This window comes from Arthrobacter sp. NamB2, from assembly GCF_005281365.1.
Classification (GTDB): Bacteria; Actinomycetota; Actinomycetes; order Actinomycetales; family Micrococcaceae; genus Arthrobacter_D.
This window is the reverse complement of sequence record NZ_SZWI01000001.1, coordinates 98,029-117,736: the sequence shown is the minus strand read 5'-3', so window position 1 is coordinate 117,736 and position 19,708 is coordinate 98,029. Positions and strand designations below refer to the sequence as shown.

Below are 19,708 nucleotides of genomic sequence, written 5' to 3'. Positions count from 1 at the left end.
CCCGCGCCCTCTGGTCCTCGGTGATCTGCCACCTGCGGACGACACATCGGCGGACGGGAAAGGCCCCGGACCGACAGGTCCGGGGCCTTCCTCGTGACAGACCGTTCCGCCGACGTCGGCCGGCGGAACCGCGGCATCAGCGGAAGTCGCTGTTGCCCATGTCGTAGTCGTCCAGCGGGATCGCGTGGAACTCAGGGCTCAGGCCGCCCTCGACACCGGCGTAGTCGAAGTCGCTGAATGCGCTCGGACCGGTGAACAGGTTCGCCTTCGCTTCCTCCGTGGGCTCGACGGTGACCTTCGTGTAGCGGTCCAGGCCGGTGCCGGCCGGGATGAGCTTACCGATGATGACGTTCTCCTTGAGGCCGAGCAGCGGGTCGCTCTTGCCTTCCATGGCTGCCTGCGTGAGGACACGCGTGGTCTCTTGGAAGGAAGCGGCCGACAGCCACGACTCGGTGGCGAGCGACGCCTTGGTGATACCCATGAGCTCGGGACGGCCTGAAGCCGGCTTCTTGCCCTCGGATACCACGCGGCGGTTCTCGTCCTCGAAGCGGCGACGCTCTGCCAACTCACCGGGGAGCAGGTCCGACTCGCCGGACTCGATCACGGTGACGCGACGCAGCATCTGGCGGACGATGACCTCGACGTGCTTGTCGTGGATGCCCACACCCTGGCTGCGGTACACGCGCTGGACCTCGTCCACCAGGAATTCCTGTGCCTTGCGAGGGCCGAGGATGCGCAGGATCTGCTTCGGGTCGACCGCACCGAAGACGAGCTGCTGCCCGACCTCGACGTGGTCGCCGTCGGCGACCAGGAGGCGTGCACGGCGCAGGACCGGGTACGCGATCTCCTCTGAACCGTCATCCGGAGTGACCACCAGGCGAAGCTGCTTCTCGGCATCCTCGATGGTGACGCGCCCTGCAACCTCGGAGATCGGGGCGACACCCTTGGGGGTACGCGCCTCGAAGAGCTCCTGGATACGGGGCAGACCCTGGGTGATGTCCTCCGCCGACGCGACACCACCGGTGTGGAAGGTACGCATCGTCAGCTGGGTACCGGGCTCACCGATCGACTGCGCGGCGATGATGCCGACGGCCTCTCCGATGTCCACGGTCTTGCCGGTCGCCAGCGAGCGGCCGTAGCAGAGGGCACAGGTTCCGACGCTGGACTCGCAGGTGAGGACCGAGCGGACCTTGATCTCGGCGACGCCCGCCTCGAACAGCTCCGCGATGAGTACGTCTCCGACGTCGGCGCCCGCGGCAGCGAGCACCTCGCCCTTGGAGTCGACGACGTCGGTGGCCAGCGTACGTGCGTACGCCGAGTTCTCGACCTCCTCGTGCAGCACCAGCTCGCCATCGGCGTTCGGTACGGCGATCGTCACCTTCAGGCCACGCTCCGTGCCGCAGTCGTCCTCGCGGACGATGACGTCCTGCGAGACGTCGACCAGACGACGGGTCAGGTAACCCGAGTTGGCCGTACGCAGTGCGGTGTCGGCGAGGCCCTTACGGGCACCGTGCGTTGCGATGAAGTACTCGAGGACCGACAGGCCCTCGCGGTACGAGGACTTGATCGGACGCGGGATGATCTCGCCCTTGGGGTTGGCCACCAGGCCACGGATACCGGCGATCTGGCGGACCTGCAGCCAGTTACCACGAGCGCCGGAGGACACCATGCGGTTGATGGTGTTGTCCTTCGGCATCGCTGCACGCATGGACGCGGCAACCTCGTTGGTCGCCTTGTTCCAGATGTCGATGAGCTCCTGGCGGCGCTCCTCGTCGGCGATGAGGCCCTTGTCGAACTGCGACTGGACCTTGGCGGCCTGCGTCTCGTAGCCCTCCATGATGCCGGCCTTGTTGATCGGCGCGGAGATGTCCGAGATGGCGACGGTGACGCCCGAGCGGGTCGCCCAGTAGAAACCGGCGTCCTTCAGGTTGTCCAGCGTTGCCGCCGTGACGACCTTCGGGTAGCGCTCCGCCAGATCGTTGACGATCGTCGAGAGCTGGCCCTTGTCGGCGACCTTCTCCACCCAGGGGTAGTCCAGGGGAAGCGTCTCGTTGAACAGGACCTGTCCGAGCGAGGTCTCGATCAGCGCGGGGGTACCCGGCTCCCAATCCTCGGGAGCCGCGATGTCCGCACTCGGGACGAAATTCTCGACGCGGATCTTGACCACCGAGTTGAGGTGGAGGGAGCCCATGTCGAACGCCATGATCGCCTCGGCGACGCTCGTGAAGACGCGGCCTTCGCCGGCACTTCCCTCACGCTTGGTGGTGAGGTGGTGCAGACCGATGATCATGTCCTGCGAAGGCAGGGTGACCGGACGGCCGTCGGACGGCTTCAGGATGTTGTTCGAGGACAGCATCAGGATGCGTGCCTCGGCCTGGGCCTCGGGGCTCAGCGGCAGGTGCACTGCCATCTGGTCGCCGTCGAAGTCCGCGTTGAACGCGCCGCAGACCAGCGGGTGGAGCTGGAGTGCCTTGCCTTCCACGAGCTGCGGCTCGAAGGCCTGGATGCCGAGGCGGTGCAGGGTAGGTGCACGGTTCAGCAGCACGGGGTGCTCGGTGATGATCTCCTCGAGCACGTCCCACACCTGGGGGCGGTAACGCTCGACCATGCGCTTGGCGCTCTTGATGTTCTGCGCGTGGTTGAGATCCACCAGGCGCTTCATCACGAACGGCTTGAAGAGCTCCAGGGCCATCTGCTTGGGCAGACCACACTGGTGCAGCTTCAGCTGCGGGCCGACGACGATGACCGAACGGCCCGAGTAGTCGACGCGCTTGCCGAGGAGGTTCTGGCGGAAACGACCCTGCTTGCCCTTGAGCATGTCAGAGAGCGACTTCAGGGGACGGTTGCCCGGTCCGGTGACCGGACGGCCGCGCCGACCGTTGTCGAACAGGGAGTCGACAGCTTCCTGGAGCATGCGCTTCTCGTTGTTCACGATGATCTCGGGAGCCCCGAGGTCGAGCAGGCGCTTCAGGCGGTTGTTGCGGTTGATGACACGGCGGTACAGGTCGTTGAGGTCGGACGTCGCGAAACGGCCGCCGTCGAGCTGGACCATCGGGCGCAGTTCCGGCGGGATCACCGGCACGGCGTCGAGGACCATACCCAGAGGGCTGTTGGTCGTCGTCAGGAACGCGTTGACCACCTTGAGGCGCTTCAGGGCGCGCGTCTTCCGCTGGCCCTTGCCGTTCTGGATGATGTCGCGCAGCATCTCAGCTTCCGCCGGCATGTCGAAGTTCTCGAGGCGCTTCTTGATCGCCTCGGCACCCATGGAGCCTTCGAAGTACAGTCCGTAGCGGTCGCGCAGCTCGCGGTAAAGGCCTTCGTCACCCTCGAGGTCGGCGACCTTCAGGGTCTTGAAGCGCTCCCACACCTGGACCAGGCGCTCGATGTCGGCGTCCGCGCGCTTGCGGACGTTCGCCATCTGGCGGTCGGCCGAGTCGCGTGCCTTCTTCTTGTCGGCAGCCTTGGCGCCTTCTCCCTCGAGGCGGGCAAGCTCGTCCTCGAGGTCCTTGGCGATCGCGGCGATGTCGCCATCGCGCTGGTCCGTCATCTGCTTCTTCTCGAGGTCGTGCTCGGCCTGGAGGTTCGGCAGTTCGGCGTGGCGGTTCTCTTCGTCGACCGACGTGATCATGTAGGCGGCGAAGTAGATGACCTTCTCGAGGTCCTTGGGGGCAAGGTCGAGGAGGTAGCCGAGGCGCGACGGGACGCCCTTGAAGTACCAGATGTGCGTGACGGGAGCAGCAAGCTCGATGTGCCCCATGCGCTCACGGCGCACCTTGGCACGGGTTACCTCGACACCGCAGCGCTCACAGATGATGCCCTTGAAGCGCACGCGCTTGTACTTGCCGCAGTAGCACTCCCAGTCGCGGGACGGGCCGAAGATCTTCTCGCAGAAGAGGCCGTCCTTCTCGGGCTTGAGCGTGCGGTAGTTGATGGTTTCCGGCTTCTTGACCTCGCCGTAAGACCAGCCACGGATTTCATCCGCGGTGGCAAGGCCGATTCGCATGAGGCCGAAGGAGGATTCGCTGGACATAGGGTCCCTGTTCTCTCTTTGTTCTCTAAATTCTTGAAGTCTTATGGGGTGCGGCGAGCGTCCAGGCCCTGCACCGGACCGGTGTTCGAGAAAGCGGCCTTTAATATTTCAAGGCCGTCCGCGGCCGCCAGAAATTTCGTTGGCCGCGGTCGAACACCGGTTCGGGGCGTGGAACCTAGACTTCCTCGACAGAACTCGGCTCGGCCCGTGAGAGGTCGATGCCCAATTCCTCCGCGGCCCGGAAGACTTCTTCATCCGAGTCACGCATTTCAATCGTGGTGCCGTCGGTGGAAAGGACTTCCACGTTCAGGCAGAGCGACTGCATTTCCTTGATCAGGACCTTGAAGGACTCGGGAACGCCCGGCTCGGGGATGTTCTCGCCCTTGACGATGGCCTCGTACACCTTGACGCGTCCGTGGATGTCGTCCGACTTGATCGTGAGGAGTTCCTGCAGCGTGTAGGCCGCACCGTAGGCCTCGAGGGCCCACACTTCCATCTCACCGAAGCGCTGTCCGCCGAACTGTGCCTTACCACCCAGCGGCTGCTGCGTGATCATGGAGTACGGGCCGGTGGAACGCGCGTGGATCTTGTCGTCCACCAGGTGGTGGAGCTTCAGGATGTACATGTAGCCGACGGAGATCGGGTCCGGGAACGGCTCGCCGGAGCGGCCGTCGAACAGTCGCGCCTTGCCGGACTCGCTGATGAGGCGCTGTCCGTCACGCGTGACGTTCGTGGAGCCGAGCAGACCGACGATCTCGTCCTCGGTCGCGCCGTCGAACACGGGGGTTGCGACGGTCGTGGTGGCGATCTCCCGGGGAAGGTTCGGGAGGTTCTTGATCCACTCGGGCTCGCCCTCGATCTTCCAGCCCTGCTTGGCAGCCCAGCCGAGGTGGATCTCGAGGACCTGGCCGACGTTCATACGTCCGGGAACACCGAGCGGGTTCAGGACGATATCGACGGGGGTGCCGTCCTCCATGAACGGCATGTCCTCGATCGGCAGGATCTTGGAGATGACGCCCTTGTTGCCGTGGCGGCCTGCGAGCTTGTCACCGTCCGTGATCTTGCGCTTCTGCGCCACGTACACGCGGACGAGCTGGTTGACGCCCGGGGGCAGCTCGTCGTCGTTGTCGCGATCGAAGATGCGCACGCCGATGACGGTTCCCGACTCACCGTGGGGAACCTTGAGCGAGGTGTCGCGGACTTCGCGGCTCTTCTCGCCGAAGATGGCGCGCAGCAGGCGCTCCTCGGGGGTCAGCTCCGTCTCACCCTTGGGGGTGACACGGCCGACGAGGATGTCGCCTGCCTCGACCTCGGCACCGATGTGGATGATACCGCGCTCGTCGAGCGCACCGAGTACCTCCTCGGAGACGTTCGGGATGTCACGCGTGATCTCCTCGGCACCGAGCTTGGTGTCGCGGGCGTCGACTTCGTGCTCCTCGATGTGGATCGACGTCAGGACATCGTCGGAGACGATGCGCTGCGACAGGATGATCGCGTCCTCGAAGTTGTGGCCCTCCCAGGACATGAACGCGACGAGCATGTTCTTGCCCAGCGCGAGCTCGCCCTGGTCGGTGGAGGGACCGTCGGCGATGATCGTGTTGTACTCGACGCGGTCGCCCTCGGAGACCAGGACGCGCTGGTTGTACGCGTTGCCCTGGTTCGAGCGGGCGAACTTCATGATCGGGTAGTTCGTCTCGGTGCCGTCGTCGTTCAGGACGCTGACCAGGTCGGCCGACACCTCGTTGACCACACCGGCCTTCGTCGCGGTGACGGCGTCGCCGGCGTCGACGGCCGCGTTCTTCTCCATGCCGGTGCCCACGAGGGGACGCTCGGAGCGGAGCAGGGGAACGGCCTGGCGCTGCATGTTCGCACCCATGAGGGCGCGGTTGGCGTCGTCGTGCTCCAGGAACGGAATCATCGCGGTGGCGACGGAGACCATCTGGCGCGGGGAGACGTCCATGTACTCGACCTCGTCGGGCGCGACGAGCACGGGCTCGCCGGAACCACCACGGGTACGCACGAGAACCATGTCCTCGACGAACGTGTTCTGCTCGTTGAGGGGCGCGTTCGCCTGGGCGATGAGGCGCTCGACCTCGTCATCGGCGGTCAGGTAGTCGATCTGGTCGGTGACGACACCATCGACGACCTTGCGGTACGGCGTCTCGATGAAGCCGAAGGCATTGATCCGGCCGTACGAGGCGAGCGAACCGATGAGGCCGATGTTCGGGCCTTCAGGGGTCTCGATGGGGCACATGCGGCCGTAGTGCGACGGGTGGACGTCACGGACCTCCATGCCGGCGCGGTCACGGGACAGACCACCCGGGCCCAGCGCGGACAGGCGACGCTTGTGCGTCAGTCCGGCGAGCGGGTTGTTCTGGTCCATGAACTGCGACAGCTGGGAGGTTCCGAAGAACTCCTTGATCGCGGCCACGACGGGGCGGATGTTGATCAGGGTCTGCGGCGTGATCGCCTCGACGTCCTGAGTGGTCATCCGCTCGCGGACGACACGCTCCATGCGGGAGAGCCCGGTGCGGACCTGGTTCTCGATGAGCTCGCCCACGGCGCGGATACGACGGTTGCCGAAGTGGTCGATGTCGTCGACCTCGACGCGCAGTTCGACGTCGCCGCCGTCACGCTTGCCACCGAGGGTCTTCTCGCCGGCGTGCAGCGCGACCAGGAACTTGATCATCGCGACGATGTCGTCGATGTTCAGTACCGAGGCGTCCGGATCCGTGAGGTCCTTGTCGATGCCGAGCTTGCGGTTGATCTTGTACCGGCCGACCTTGGCGAGGTCGTAGCGCTTGGGGTTGAAGTACAGGTTGTCCAGAAGGGTCTGGGCAGCCTCGACCGTGGGGGGCTCGCCCGGTCGCAGCTTGCGGTAGATGTCGAGGAGGGCGTCCTCGCGGGTCTCCGTCGCGTCCTTCTCCATGGTCGCGCGGATGGAGTCGTACTGGCCGAACTCCTCGAGGATCTGGCCTTCGGTCCAACCGAGGGCCTTGAGGAGCACCGTGACGGACTGCTTGCGCTTGCGGTCGAGGCGGACGCCGACCTGGTCGCGCTTGTCGATCTCGAGCTCGAACCATGCACCACGCGACGGGATGATCTTCGCGCTGAAGATGTCCTTGTCACTGGTCTTGTCGGCGGTGCGCTCGAAGTAGGCACCCGGCGAGCGGACCAGCTGCGACACGACGACACGCTCGGTGCCGTTGATGACGAAGGTGCCCTTGTCGGTCATGAGGGGGAAGTCGCCCATGAACACGGTCTGCTGCTTGATCTCGCCCGTGTTGTTGTTCATGAACTCGGCCTTGACGTACAGGGGCGCGGAGTAGGTCGCGTCGCGATCCTTGCACTCGGCCATCGTGTACTTGGGGTCGGCGAATTCCGGCTCGGAGAAGCTCAGGGACATGGTGCCCTGGAAGTCCTCGATCGGGGAGATCTCTTCGAAGATGTCGGCCAGACCGGAGGTCGTGGCTACACCCTGCAGTCCCTTTTCCAGCGCTTCCTCGACGCGAGCCTTCCAGCGCTCGTTGCCGACGAGCCAGTCGAAGCTGTCCGTCTGGAGGGCGAGGAGATTGGGAACGTCAAGCGGTTCGTGAATCTTTGCGAATGAGAGCCTTGGTGCGGCGCCGTCGGCGTCGACCTGGCTGGTAGCGGTTGCATTATTAGAGGTGCTCGGGGCGACCAAGAGGGATCCTTCCACAGACCGTCAGGCTTGTCAGCGCTTCGCCTCAGCACCGCCACCGCAGTATGCTGCGGGGATCTCAGTACTCACCAGAGTCTGCTCGCGTGAATCCCAACCATGGGGCCAGGTTAAACGACGAGAGCAGAGCAAAGCCCACCGCTATATGAAGGCTGAGGTTTAGAGGGAAGACGCAAAGACCTACACTACGGTACGCGCGACGAAATGTCCACTAGCCTCTTTCCCCCGATTGCGTCAAGCCCGGCTCGCCCTCGCCGACGAAGTCCGCCGGGCCAGCCGGGCCTTCTGCCCTCCCTCGCTAGCGGAGGGCGGGTTCCGGCAGCGGGCCGGTGCTGGTGTCCCCGCGCAGTCGCTTGACGATGAGTTCCGCGCTGATCAGGCACATGGGGATGCCGATGCCCGGAACGGTGGAGCTGCCTGCATAGAAGAGGTTCTCGACCCTCGCGCTGCGGTTCGAGCCGCGGAAGAAGGCGCTCTGCTTGAGGATGTGGGCCGGTCCGAGCGACGTGCCGCGCCAGGCGTTGAGATCGTCCGCGAAGTCCTGGGGTCCGTAGCTGCGCCGGACGACGATCCGCTCGGCGAGGTCCGGCACGCCGGTCCATTCGGCGATCTGTGCGATGACCGCGTCCGCCAGTTCCTCCACCCGCGCGTCTCCCCCACGTTCCAGTCCCCCTTTGCCGATACCCACGTCGGCCGGGATGGGAACCAGGACGAAGACGTTCTCGTGGCCATCCGGCGCCACGGAGTCGTCTGTTGCGCTGGGGCGGCAGACGTAGAGCGACGCCGGCGAGGGCACGGAAGTCTCAGCACCGAAGATGCGGCCGAAGTTGTCGCGCCAGTCGGTGGTGAACAGCAGGGTGTGGTGTTCGAGCTGCGGCAGGCCGCCCCGGACGCCGAGGTAGAGCAACAGGGCGCTGGGCCCCGGCACACGGGTCTTCCAGTACTTCTCCGGGTAGCTCTGCAGGTCAGCCGGCAACAGCTCGGTCTCGGTGTGGTGGAGGTCGGCGGCGGAGACGACGACGTCGGCGTCGATCGACGTCGTCGTGCTGTCCGTCCTGTACGTGACCGCTCGCACCGTCGCCGACCGTCGGTCCAGCGGCGACCTGCCGGGGGCGCGCGGAACGGTATCGATGGAGACGACGTCGGCGCCGGTGCGGATCTCCACTCCGGCAGCGGTCGCGACGCGACGCATGGCCTCGATGAGGGTCGTGAAGCCCCCCATGGGGTAGAGGACGCCGTCGTCGAGGTCGAGATGGCTCATCAGGTGGTACATGCTCGGCGCGTCGAACGGCGAGCTGCCGAGGAACACGGCCGGATAGCCGAGGATCTGCTGGATCCGCGGGTCCTTGAAGCGCTTCTCCACGAAGGACTGCAGCGGCTGCAGCAGGAGCGAACCGATCCGGGGAAGGCGCCTGAGCACGTCGGGCCGCACGAACGGGAGGAAGGACTGGAAGGTCGAGTAGAGAAAACGCTTCTTTGCGATCTCGTAGGCGTCCTCGGCGGAGTCGAGGTATTTCGAGAGCTGCTCGCCGGCCCCCTCCTCCATCGACTCGAAGAGCTTCGTCACGGCCTCGCGGTCGGCAGGGACGTCCACGGTGTCGAACCCGTCCTCGAAGATCACCCGGTAGCCGGGGTCGAGCCTGACCAGGTCGAGCTGTTCCGCCGCACTCGTTCCCATCAACGTGAAGAAGTGGTCGATCACCTCGGGCATGAGGTACCAGGACGGGCCTGTATCGAAACGGAAGCCGTCCTGCTCCCACGAACCGGCGCGTCCGCCGACCTGTTCGCGCCTCTCGAGCAGGGTGACGCGGTGGCCCTCCCTGGCCAGCAGGGCCGACGTCGCCAGCCCACCGACGCCGCCACCGATCACGACGACGTTGCCGGCGCCGACCCGCACGCGCTCATTCTGGTGGATGGTCATGCCGTCCTCTCCTGCGCGGCGGGTGCCGGTACCGCGCGACCGGTGAAGGCTTTCGCCATGATGCGGGCCTTGACCGGGTTGGGGACCCGGACCCGTGCCCGCAGGAGCTCGTGCGCCGGGGTGGCGCGCAGCCTGACGGCGAGTTCGGTGAACAGGCCCTGGGCGAGGGCGACAGCGCGGCGCGGCGTCGCCGGGAGGCCCGGAAGCGCTGCCGCCGAGATGCGCAGGTCCTCGTCGATGTCGTCCAGGAGGCGGAGCTTGTCCGCCTCGGTGAAGCTTTCGGGGCTTATCCCGGGAAAGTAGCTGCGCCCGAGGGTCGAGAAGTCCTCCGCCAGGTCCCGCAGGAAGTTGATCTTCTGGAAGGCCGCACCCAGGTGCCGCGCTCCGTCCACCAGGACGGCCTCCTCGTCGCCGGTCACCTGGTGTCCAACGAGGAACGCCCGCAGGCACATCAGCCCGACGACCTCCGCGGACCCGTACACGTACAGGTCGAAGGACTCCTGGGTGTGCTCGCTCTGGCTGATGTCGGCCCGCATCGAGGCGAAGAACGGCCGCGTGAGGTCCACCCCGATGCCCGTCTCCCGGGCGGTGACCGCGAAAGCGTGGACCACCAGGTTGGCGCTGTAGCCCGCGCCCATAGCAGCCTCCGTCTCCCGCTCGAGGTCATCGAGGAGCGTCTCGACGCCGCCCGGAGGTATACCTGCCCCCGCAGCCGCGCCGTCGACGACCTCGTCCGCCACGCGCACCAGCGCGTACACGGCCTCGATATGGCTACGGGTGGTGCGATCGAGGACGCGGGAGGCCATGCCGAAGGACGTCGAGTAGGAGCGGATGACACCCGCCGAAGCCTTGAGCGCTGCGGCGTTGTAGCGGGCGAGGGAAGCGTCGACGCCCACTCAGCGCACCCTGTCCACGACGGCCGTCACCACGGGACCGAGCGCGGCCCGCAACGCCGGAGGCACGACGCCGGCGTCGAGGTGGGTACGCGCACGTGCCGCGTATTCGGAGGCGAGGTGGGCCGAGTAGTCCCTGGCGCCGCTGTCGACGAGGATCCCGCGCACGTAGTCGGCGTCGGCGGCCGACATCGAGGGTCTGCCGACCAGCGAGGAGATGCTGTCCCATTCCGGCCGCGCCGACACGTAGGACATGAGCGCCGTGCGCTTGCCCTCGCGTAGATCCCCCCAGTTCGTCTTCCCCGTGCGCGTCTCGTTCCCGAACACGCCGAGCAGGTCGTCCGCGATCTGGTAGGCGATACCGGCGTCCCGCCCGAAGTCACCCAGCCGCACGATGACCTCCTCCTCCGCACCCGCGAGGACCGCTCCGGCCTGCAGCGGCCCCTCGAAGGAATACACCGACGTCTTGAGCCTCGCCATGCGGACGATGGCTTCGAGTGGCGGCATCGCGGGGTCCAGCGAGGTCTCGATATCCAGGAACTCTCCAGCGGCAGCCGCGAAGACGGCTTCGTCGAGGATCTCGCCGAGGCGCCGCTTGGTCACGGGAGCGGCTTCGACGCGCTCCAGCAGCCGGTACGCGTTGGAGAGCGCGAGGTCACCCGCGACCACTCCCGCCGAGAAGCCCACGTGCCGGGCCTCGTCCGGCGAGGCGCCGGCGGCCTCCGCGATGGCGCGGTAGCGACCGGAGACGTTGGGGACGCCCCGACGGATGAAGTCGCGGTCGATGACGTCGTCGTGCACGATCAGGGCCGTATGCAGCAGTTCGAAGGCGGCGCCCACTTCGGCGGCGTTGCCGAGGTCCCGGCCGCCGAGCATCTGGTAGGCGGACATCACCATGCGGGGACGGAAGCGCTTCCCGCCCGCCGTGCAGCGCTCGAGGGTTTCCCACAGGGAGTGGTACCCGGGTCCGATTTTCGCGGCCCGATTCTTCGACTCCTCGAAGAACCGCAGCAGGGCACCCTCGACCTGCTCGAGCCCGGCAGGCTCGATCAGCAGAGTGTCCATGTCCATAGGTAAAGTAAACAACGGATAAGAGGCCGCTGACGACAAAGCTCGCGGCCGCAGCCGGGCCCCTCGCCCGGCCCCGCCGTACTCCGTCCGATGGTCCGACCACCGGCGGACGATCGGACGGACCACCAGCGGAAGAGAGTCACGATGGCGAGCGAAGCAGGAACCATGCACCCCGGCGCCGTCGGAGGCAGCGGCTCGGCTGCCCTCCCGGAGGTCGTGGTGTTGCTCGCCGAGGACGGCACACCGCTCGGCACCCACGACAAAGCGACGGTCCACACGCTCGACACCCCCCTCCACCTCGCCTTCTCGGCGCACGTGTACGACGACGCGGGGCGCATCCTCGTGACGCGCCGCGCGCTCGGCAAGAAGGCCTGGCCCGGCGTCTGGACCAATTCGTTCTGCGGGCATCCCGCTCCCGGCGAGTCCTTCGAGCAAGCCGTGGACCGGCGGGCCGCCCAGGAACTCGGATTCTCCGTCCGCGACATCCGGGCCGCCCTGCCGGACTTCCGGTACCGAGCGGTCGACGCGTCGGGCATCGTCGAGAACGAGATCTGCCCGGTCTACACGGCTGTCGCGGACAGTGCCGTCGATCCCCGGCCCGCAGAAGTCATGGACTTCCAGTGGGTCGACGCCGGTGAGCTCGTCCGCGCCGTCACCGCGACACCGTGGGCTTTCAGCCCCTGGCTGACCCTGCAGCTGCCCCTGCTGTACCCGCAGGGCGCCGACGGGCCGGGACCACGCACGCACCGGTGATCCCGGTTCTCCCATCACACGAGCGCGGGCTCGACAACGCCTAATCTGGTAGCGGCACCATTTCAACGATGAAAGAGAGTTTCGCCATGGCGACACCCACGCCGACCCCCGATGACGTCGTCATCGTCGGAGGCGCCCGCACACCCCTCGGGCGCCTCAACGGGCAGCTTGCCTCCTTCACGGCCGTCGAACTCGGCGGCCTCGCCATCGCAGGGGCGCTCGACCGGGCAGGTGTCGAACCCGCTGCGGTGGACGCCATCATCATGGGCCACGTCGTCCAGGCCGGGTGCGGCCAGAACCCGGCACGGCAGTCCGCGGTCAGGGCGGGCATCCCCTGGAACGTCCCCGCGGTCACCGTGAACAAGGTCTGCCTGTCGGGGCTCACGGCCGTGATCGACGCCGCCCGTTTGATCCGCGGCGGTGAAGCGCGGGTCGTCGTCGCGGGCGGACAGGAATCGATGACCAGGGGGCCGCACCTGCTGCCCGGCTCACGCCAGGGCTGGACCTACGGGTCCGTCCAGGCGCTCGACGCGGTGGCACACGACGGGCTCACCGACGCCTTCGACGGCGACTCGATGGGAGGATCGACCGAACGCGGCAACGTCCGCCTCGAGATCGACCGCACAGCCCAGGACTCGGTCGCCGCGGCTTCGCACCAACGCGCGGCCGCGGCAACGGATGACGGCGTGCTGGTGGAGGAGATCATCCCGGTCACCGTTCCGCAGCGCAAGGGCGACGACGTCGTGCTGACAGCGGACGAGGGGATACGGCCCGCGACGACGGTCGAATCGCTCGCGAAGCTGCGGCCGGCATTTTATCCCGACGGCGCCATCACGGCGGGGAATTCGTCTCCGCTGTCCGACGGTGCCGCTGCGCTCGTCGTGACGACGCGCTCCTACGCGGAGGAAGCCGGCCTGCCCGTGCTGGCCGTCGTCGGACGGCCGGGCCAGGTCGCCGGCCCCGACAATACCCTGCACTCCCAGCCGTCCGCCGCCATCCGGCAGGCACTCTCCCGAGCGGGCTGGGCCACGACAGACCTCGACTTCATCGAGATCAATGAAGCCTTCGGCTCCGTGGCCGTGCAGTCGTTGAAGGACCTCGACTATCCGCTCGAGAAATGCAACATCCACGGCGGTGCGATCGCCCTCGGTCACCCGATCGGAGCCTCGGGCGCACGGCTCGCCCTGCATGCGGCGATGGAACTCGCGCGTCGCGGCAGCGGGAAGGCCGCCGTCAGCCTCTGCGGGGGCGGCGGCCAGGGCGAAGCCCTGTTGCTGTGGCGCTGACAGGTCCACCCGTCCTCCTGCACGCCTGACGACGAAAGAGCCCCGCTTCGCGAGAAGCGGGGCTCTTTCGGACTGCAGCGGACGCGGCGCGAGCCGCCCCGTCGGCAGAGAGGTGTTACTTGAGGGTAACGGTGGCGCCGGCAGCCTCGAGGGACTCCTTGGCCTTCTCTGCGGCTTCCTTGGTTGCACCCTCGAGGACGGCCTTGGGAGCGCTGTCGACAACGTCCTTGGCTTCCTTCAGGCCCAGCGAGGTGAGCGCGCGGACTTCCTTGATCACTGCGATCTTCTTGTCGCCGGCAGCCTCGAGGATGACGTCGAATGCGGTCTGCTCCTCTTCGGCGGCTTCGCCGGCTCCGCCACCGGCGGGGCCTGCAACTGCAACAGCAGCAGCGGTGACATCGAAGGTCTCCTCGAACAGCTTTACGAAGTCCGAGAGTTCAATGATGGACAGTTCCTTGAAAGCTTCAATGAGCTCTTCGTTGGTGAGCTTCGCCATGGGAGGCGTCCTTCCTTTAGTGGTGCTCTGCACCGGAGTGTGTGGATCGAAGGGAAACTAGTTCGCTTCGGGTGCTGCGGCTTCCTCGGCGGGAGCCTCCGCGGTGGCCTCTGCGGGAGCAGCGGCTTCCTCGGCAGCAGGAGCATCAGCGTCGGCTGCAGGTGCAGCGCCGCTCTCCTCCTCGAGCTTGATGCGCAGTGCATCGACGGTACGAGCCAGGGCGGACATCGGCGCCTTGAGGACACCGGCCACCCGGGCGAGCTGGAGTTCGCGCGACTCGAGGGCTGCCAGGGCAACGACCTCGGATGCGTTGAGGGGCTTGCCCTCGAAGATTCCAGTCTTGATGACGAGCTTCGGGTTGGCTTTCGCGAAATCCGTGAGGCTCTTGGCCGCAGCAACGGCGTCACCCTTGATGAAGGCGATCGCGGTGGGTCCGGAGAGCTGGCCATCGAACGCGTCGATGCCGGCTTCCTTCGCCGCGATGCCGGTCAAGGTGTTCTTGACGACGGAGAACTTGTTGTCCGCGCCAAGGGCACGGCGCAGTTCCTTGAGCTGAGCAACAGTGAGCCCGCGGTATTCGGTCAGGACAGCAGCGGTGGAATCCTTGAAATCGGTAGTGATCTCGTCCACTGCAGAAACCTTTGTTGGCGTTGCCATAACCCTCCTTCCGGGGATATGCGCCGGCTTTCCAGCTCCAATAAAAAACGCCCCGCGCAGATGCACGGGGCTTTGCTCGACACGGGCAACAACCCATGGAGAGGAGCTTCGTTCACCTGCGTAGGCCGTCCCTCACGGGAACTTTCGGATCCTGCTCCTTCTTCCCCGCCGCGCACGGATGCACTGCTGGAAAGTGGAGGTGGACCGACCGACGGTCTTTGGTAGTTAAAGACTACGGGACTCGCGGATCCCTACCAAATCGGCGCCCGGACGCCGAGCTGCCAGCCACCAGCCTTACGACGAAGAAGCCCCGCGGCACAGGCCGCGGGGCTTCGGGGGTCATGCCGATGCAGGGAACTATCCGGCGAAGACCTTCGTGACGCTCGGGTCGACGGAGATGCCGGGACCGAAGGTGGTCGAGACCGTAGCCTTCTGGATGTAGCGGCCCTTCGAAGCCGAAGGCTTCAGGCGGAGGATCTCCTCGAGCGCTGCAGCGTAGTTCTCGCCCAGCTTCTGCTCGTCGAAGGAGACCTTGCCGATGATGAAGTGGAGGTTGGAGTGCTTGTCGACGCGGAAGTCGATCTTGCCGCCCTTGATGTCGGTGACAGCCTTCGCCACATCCGCCGTGACAGTACCGGTCTTGGGGTTCGGCATCAGGTTGCGGGGGCCGAGGATCTTTCCGAGGCGTCCCACCTTGCCCATCAGGTCGGGGGTGGCGACCGCTGCGTCGAAGTCGGTCCAGCCGCCGGAAACCTTCTCGATCATGTCGTCGGAACCGACGAAGTCAGCACCGGCAGCAATGGCCGCCTCTGCCTTCTCGCCTGTTGCGAAGACCAGGACACGGGCGGTCTTGCCGGTGCCGTGGGGAAGGTTGACGGTCCCGCGAACCATCTGGTCCGCCTTGCGGGGGTCCACTCCGAGACGGAGGGACACCTCGACCGTGGCGTCGAACGACGAAGGGTTGGTCTCCTTCGCGAGGACTACCGCCTCGAGGGGCGCGTACTGCTTGTCCGCCTCGATCTTCGCGGCAGCTCCCTTGTATGCTTTGCTGCGCTGTGCCATCTGCTTGTTCTCCTTATGCAGTCGTGGTCGTCGGACCGCGCTGGGCCCTGCCACTCACGACGTCGACCGCGGGATGCGGCGCCGTCGTGCTGTGAATTGGTGGTGTGCCCTGTCCGGGTGTGCCGGACCGGGCGTTGGTGAGGCTGCTACTAGCCCTCGACCGTGATGCCCATGGAGCGGGCGGTGCCGGCGATGATCTTCGCGGCGGCCTGGACGTCGTTGGCGTTGAGGTCTTCCATCTTCATGGTGGCGATCTCCTCGACCTGGGCGTTGGTCAGCTTCGCCACCTTGACGGTGTGAGGCGTACCGGATCCCTTTGCGACACCGGCTGCCTTCTTGATCAGCTCGGCTGCCGGCGGGGTCTTGGTGATGAAGGTGAACGAGCGATCCTCGTACACCGTGATCTCCACGGGGATGACGTTTCCGCGCTGGGATTCCGTGGCGGCGTTGTATGCCTTGCAGAATTCCATGATGTTGACACCGTGCTGACCGAGCGCGGGACCGATGGGAGGAGCCGGGTTGGCGGCGCCTGCATTGATCTGCAGCTTGATGAGGCCGGTGACTCTTTTCTTGGGGGCCATGAAAGGGTCCTTCTCTTGCATTGCGTTCCCGCGGGACAGGAGCGTCCTGCGGGGTGGTGGCCATCATGGCGTGATGGCCGGACGGCGCTTCCCGGCCAAGCACGCCGGGAGGCGCCGAAGCTTTACTGGATCTTGGTGACCTGGTTGTACGAGAGCGTGACCGGGGTCTCGCGCTCGAAGATCGAGACGAGCACGACGAGCTGCTGCGACTCGTGCTTGATCTCGGAGATCGTCGCAGGCAGGGTCTCGAAGGGACCCTCGTTGACGGTGACCGACTCGCCCACCTCGAAGTTGACGGTGGCAGGCGTGAACTGCGGCTGAACGGGCTTGCCCGACTCCGCGTCCGTGTGCACGATCGTGTGCTCGAGCATCGAGAACACCTCGGAGAGGCTCAGCGGAACCGGGTTGTGGGCATTGCCCACGAATCCCGTGACGCCGGGCGTGTGGCGGACGGCACCCCAGGACTCATCGGTGAGTTCCATGCGGACCAGGACGTAACCGGGGATGCGGACGCGGTTGACGATCTTCCGCGTCGTGTTCTTGATCTCGACGACCTCCTCCATCGGGACCTGGATCTCGAAGATGTAATCTTCCATGTCCAGGGTCTGGATGCGGGTCTCGAGGTTCGCCTTCACGCGGTTCTCGTAGCCTGCGTAGGAGTGGATGACGTACCAGTCACCCTCCTGGCGGCGGAGCTTGGCCTTGAACGCCGCGACGGGATCCTCCGCGGGGGCTTCCGCTGCGGCGGCCTCGTCGCTCTCGGAGCCGGCGGCCTCGTCGACGGCTTCCGTCGCCGTCGCCACGATCTCGTCGGCATCTGCGTCGGCCTCGTCGGCCTGCACCTCCGCATCGTCCGCGAGGAGTCCGTCCTCGGCGGCGACATCGGTTGCGGCGGGGTATTCGGACGACTCGGAATCGTCAGCAGGCACGTCGAGGTCGGAGGCTTCCACATCCGCCTCCGTTCCGTACTCCTCGTTCTCCAGACCATCTTCGGGAGTGATCTGCCGTTCGAGTTCTTGCTCGGACACCTAGCCGCCTGCTTTCTGACATTCTTCAGGGTTGTCTTGCTTGCCTGTACTCAACCCGACACCACAACAACGGCACCGGAACGTGCATTCCCCCGGAAAGGGGTCAGTTCTCGCCGAAGACCCACACCGCACCGGCCCCGAACAGGAGGTCCAGGGCGGTCACGAGGAGCATCATGATGACCACGAAGATGAGGACGGTGATGGTGAACCTGACCAGCTCCCGGCGGGTGGGCGTGACGACCTTCCCGAGCTCCGCGAGGACCTGGCGGATGAACAGCATGATGCGCCCGAAGAACCCGCGCTGAGGAGCCTTCTTCTCGGAGGGGCTTCCCTTGGAGCTGCTCGCAGCCGTATCGGTCACCGTCAACCTCATCAATCTGTGTGGTGTTCCAGCCGGACCACCAGTGGCGCCCCCAGCTGATCATGTTTACCGCCGCGCGGGGCCTGTGCCTGCGCCGGGGCTTCGTGATCTGTTTCTGCCGTGCCTTCGCCATCCATCCGCGAAGGCCACGCGCAGGGCAGACAGGACTCGAACCTGCAACCTGCGGTTTTGGAGACCGCTGCGCTACCAATTGCGCCACTACCCTTTGGTTTTGAACCGGTACAGCTTCCACTCCGGACGGGCCGGTGAGGGCACGAACCATCATGGTGTTTCAACACCGAGGAACAAGTCTACGCATTCACCGCCGGAACGTCGAACCGAGGAGCCGGGCGGGAGTCGACGAGGCATACCGCGACGTCCGTCCGGTCGCCGCGCTCCATGGGTCACCGCGGTCCCGGGTGTCACTCGGCACGCGTCACTTCCCCTGGCGCCGAACCTTACGCGCGTCACGCGTGGCCGGTGGGCAGCTCCCTGCCCTAGCCGCAGGGCCGCCTCATTCCGGCCCGAACACGCCCAGCACCTAAGCTGGAAGCTGACACGACACCGCCAGCGAACGGGACCCGATGAACACGACGACCGACGACTCCATCCGAGCAGCCCTCCCGCGGATCTCCCGCCGGATCGACTCCATCGCGGAGTCGGCGACGCTGGCCGTCGATGCCAAGGCCAAGGCCCTGAAGGCGGCAGGGCGACCGGTCATCGGTTTCGGCGCGGGCGAACCGGACTTCCCGACGCCCGGATACATCGTCGAAGCGGCGATCGAAGCCGCGCGCCAGCCGAGGTTCCACCGCTACTCCCCCGCCGGAGGGCTGCCGGAGCTCAAGCAGGCCATTGCCGAGAAGACGCTGCGCGACTCCGGTTATGCCGTCGATCCCGCGCAGGTCCTCGTGACCAACGGCGGCAAGCAGGCGGTGTACGAGTCCTTCGCGGCTCTCCTCGATCCAGGCGACGAAGTCCTCGTGCCGACTCCGTTCTGGACCACGTATCCCGAGGCCATCCGGCTCGCCGGTGGAGTACCCGTGGAGGTCTTCGCCGGTCCCGAGCAGGGCTACCTGGTCACTGTCGACCAGCTCGAAGCCGCGCTGACCGCCCGCACCAAGGTGCTGCTGTTCGTGTCGCCGTCCAACCCCACGGGAGCGGTCTACGGCGCGGACGCGGTCCGCGAGATCGGGGAATGGGCCGCCGCCCGCGGGCTCTGGGTCGTCACGGACGAGATCTACGAGCACCTGACCTACGACGGCGTTCCCTTCACCTCGATCGCAACGGCGGCTCCCTCCCTCGGCGACAAGGTGGTCATCCTCAACGGGGTCGCGAAGACCTATGCGATGACCGGATGGCGCGTGGGCTGGATGGTCGGCCCGAAGGACCTCATCAAGGCCTCGACGAACCTGCAGTCGCACGCCACGTCGAACGTCTCGAACGTCCCGCAGATGGCAGCGCTCGCGGCGGTCTCCGGTCCACTGACCGCCGTCGACGAGATGAAGGTGGCATTCGACCGCCGCCGTCGTGCGATGGTCTCCGCCCTGAACGCGATCGAGGGCGTCGAGTGCCCCACTCCGCACGGTGCCTTCTACGCCTACGCGGACGTGCGTGCCCTGCTCGGGCGCAGCTTCGACGGCGTCGCACCGGCGACCTCCGCCGAGCTCGCCGCCCTGATCCTCGAGAAGGTCGAGGTCGCCGTCGTGCCCGGCGAGGCATTCGGTCCGAGCGGATACCTCCGGCTGTCCTACGCGCTCGGCGACGAGGACCTCGCCACGGGCGTCGGGCGCCTGCAGGAGTTCCTCGGCTCCGCCCACTGACGTCCCCCGACGTCCACCGACGGCTGCGGTACCGGCGGCTGCGGTACCG

The 19,708-nt window shown here is 66.4% G+C and carries 14 protein-coding genes and 1 tRNA gene; 3 read left to right on the top strand and 12 right to left on the bottom strand.

Annotated features, from left to right (window positions below; translation table 11 throughout):
• Window positions 1-136: 136 nt before the first annotated feature.
• From FDK12_RS00550 to FDK12_RS00530, 5 genes are all read right to left on the bottom strand, one after another.
• A complete protein-coding gene (locus FDK12_RS00550) occupies window positions 137-4,030 on the bottom strand; it encodes a DNA-directed RNA polymerase subunit beta' (RefSeq protein WP_137367774.1) in 3,894 nt (1,297 codons plus the stop codon).
• Window positions 4,031-4,205: 175 nt separating this feature from the next.
• On the bottom strand, window positions 4,206-7,715 hold the full coding sequence (gene rpoB / locus FDK12_RS00545) for a DNA-directed RNA polymerase subunit beta (RefSeq protein ID WP_137367773.1): 3,510 nt from the start codon (window positions 7,713-7,715) through the stop codon (window positions 4,206-4,208).
• A 313-nt stretch (window positions 7,716-8,028) separates the two neighbouring features.
• Complete coding sequence (crtI, locus tag FDK12_RS00540) at window positions 8,029-9,651, bottom strand: phytoene desaturase family protein (RefSeq protein ID WP_137367772.1); 1,623 nt, start codon at window positions 9,649-9,651, stop codon at window positions 8,029-8,031.
• On the bottom strand, window positions 9,648-10,547 hold the full coding sequence (locus tag FDK12_RS00535) for a phytoene/squalene synthase family protein (protein ID WP_223263001.1): 900 nt from the start codon (window positions 10,545-10,547) through the stop codon (window positions 9,648-9,650). The genes crtI and FDK12_RS00535 overlap by 4 nt, the downstream gene beginning before the upstream one ends.
• A complete protein-coding gene (locus FDK12_RS00530) occupies window positions 10,548-11,615 on the bottom strand; it encodes a polyprenyl synthetase family protein (protein ID WP_137367771.1) in 1,068 nt (355 codons plus the stop codon).
• Window positions 11,616-11,780: 165 nt separating this feature from the next.
• Between FDK12_RS00530 and idi the strand changes: the two genes are divergently transcribed.
• Both idi and FDK12_RS00520 read left to right on the top strand, forming a co-directional pair.
• Window positions 11,781-12,368, top strand: coding sequence for an isopentenyl-diphosphate Delta-isomerase (gene idi / locus FDK12_RS00525; protein WP_137368225.1), 588 nt, complete (start codon window positions 11,781-11,783; stop codon window positions 12,366-12,368).
• Between the two features lie 68 nt (window positions 12,369-12,436).
• Complete coding sequence (locus FDK12_RS00520; protein ID WP_223263000.1) at window positions 12,437-13,654, top strand: acetyl-CoA C-acetyltransferase; 1,218 nt, start codon at window positions 12,437-12,439, stop codon at window positions 13,652-13,654.
• A gap of 115 nt (window positions 13,655-13,769) precedes the next feature.
• On the opposite strand, the gene rplL is transcribed toward FDK12_RS00520, so the two are convergent.
• The 7 genes from rplL to FDK12_RS00485 form a co-directional block, all read right to left on the bottom strand.
• Entirely contained in the window at window positions 13,770-14,150 is a 381-nt protein-coding gene (gene rplL, locus FDK12_RS00515; protein WP_104118797.1) for a 50S ribosomal protein L7/L12, read from the bottom strand.
• A 57-nt stretch (window positions 14,151-14,207) separates the two neighbouring features.
• Complete coding sequence (gene rplJ, locus FDK12_RS00510; protein ID WP_137367770.1) at window positions 14,208-14,807, bottom strand: 50S ribosomal protein L10; 600 nt, start codon at window positions 14,805-14,807, stop codon at window positions 14,208-14,210.
• A 357-nt stretch (window positions 14,808-15,164) separates the two neighbouring features.
• Window positions 15,165-15,869 (bottom strand): 50S ribosomal protein L1, encoded by a 705-nt coding sequence (gene rplA, locus FDK12_RS00505; RefSeq protein ID WP_137367769.1) that lies wholly within the window; start codon window positions 15,867-15,869, stop codon window positions 15,165-15,167.
• A 149-nt stretch (window positions 15,870-16,018) separates the two neighbouring features.
• Complete coding sequence (gene rplK, locus FDK12_RS00500; protein WP_104118794.1) at window positions 16,019-16,450, bottom strand: 50S ribosomal protein L11; 432 nt, start codon at window positions 16,448-16,450, stop codon at window positions 16,019-16,021.
• Between the two features lie 122 nt (window positions 16,451-16,572).
• Window positions 16,573-17,478, bottom strand: a complete 906-nt coding sequence (nusG, locus tag FDK12_RS00495; protein WP_137367768.1) for a transcription termination/antitermination protein NusG — start codon at window positions 17,476-17,478, stop codon at window positions 16,573-16,575.
• A gap of 103 nt (window positions 17,479-17,581) precedes the next feature.
• The gene (gene secE, locus FDK12_RS00490; RefSeq protein ID WP_181036492.1) at window positions 17,582-17,839 is read right to left on the bottom strand and encodes a preprotein translocase subunit SecE; all 258 of its coding nucleotides are present in this window, start codon (window positions 17,837-17,839) and stop codon (window positions 17,582-17,584) included.
• Between the two features lie 153 nt (window positions 17,840-17,992).
• Window positions 17,993-18,065, bottom strand: a tRNA-Trp gene (locus FDK12_RS00485).
• A gap of 358 nt (window positions 18,066-18,423) precedes the next feature.
• Between FDK12_RS00485 and FDK12_RS00480 the strand changes: the two genes are divergently transcribed.
• Window positions 18,424-19,659, top strand: coding sequence for a pyridoxal phosphate-dependent aminotransferase (locus FDK12_RS00480; protein ID WP_137367767.1), 1,236 nt, complete (start codon window positions 18,424-18,426; stop codon window positions 19,657-19,659).
• Window positions 19,660-19,708 lie beyond the last annotated feature (49 nt).

What these genes read in the sequence shown, in the direction of transcription:
- FDK12_RS00550 (WP_137367774.1), bottom strand. Translation starts at nt 4,030, where the DNA reads ATGTCCAGCGAATCCTCCTTCGGCCTCATGCGAATCGGCCTTGCCACC.
- crtI (WP_137367772.1), bottom strand. Translation starts at nt 9,651, where the DNA reads ATGACCATCCACCAGAATGAGCGCGTGCGGGTCGGCGCCGGCAACGTC.
- FDK12_RS00530 (WP_137367771.1), bottom strand. Translation starts at nt 11,615, where the DNA reads ATGGACATGGACACTCTGCTGATCGAGCCTGCCGGGCTCGAGCAGGTC.
- idi (WP_137368225.1), top strand. Translation starts at nt 11,781, where the DNA reads ATGCACCCCGGCGCCGTCGGAGGCAGCGGCTCGGCTGCCCTCCCGGAG.
- FDK12_RS00520 (WP_223263000.1), top strand. Translation starts at nt 12,437, where the DNA reads ATGAAAGAGAGTTTCGCCATGGCGACACCCACGCCGACCCCCGATGAC.
- rplL (WP_104118797.1), bottom strand. Translation starts at nt 14,150, where the DNA reads ATGGCGAAGCTCACCAACGAAGAGCTCATTGAAGCTTTCAAGGAACTG.
- rplJ (WP_137367770.1), bottom strand. Translation starts at nt 14,807, where the DNA reads ATGGCAACGCCAACAAAGGTTTCTGCAGTGGACGAGATCACTACCGAT.
- rplA (WP_137367769.1), bottom strand. Translation starts at nt 15,869, where the DNA reads ATGGCACAGCGCAGCAAAGCATACAAGGGAGCTGCCGCGAAGATCGAG.
- rplK (WP_104118794.1), bottom strand. Translation starts at nt 16,450, where the DNA reads ATGGCCCCCAAGAAAAGAGTCACCGGCCTCATCAAGCTGCAGATCAAT.
- FDK12_RS00480 (WP_137367767.1), top strand. Translation starts at nt 18,424, where the DNA reads ATGAACACGACGACCGACGACTCCATCCGAGCAGCCCTCCCGCGGATC.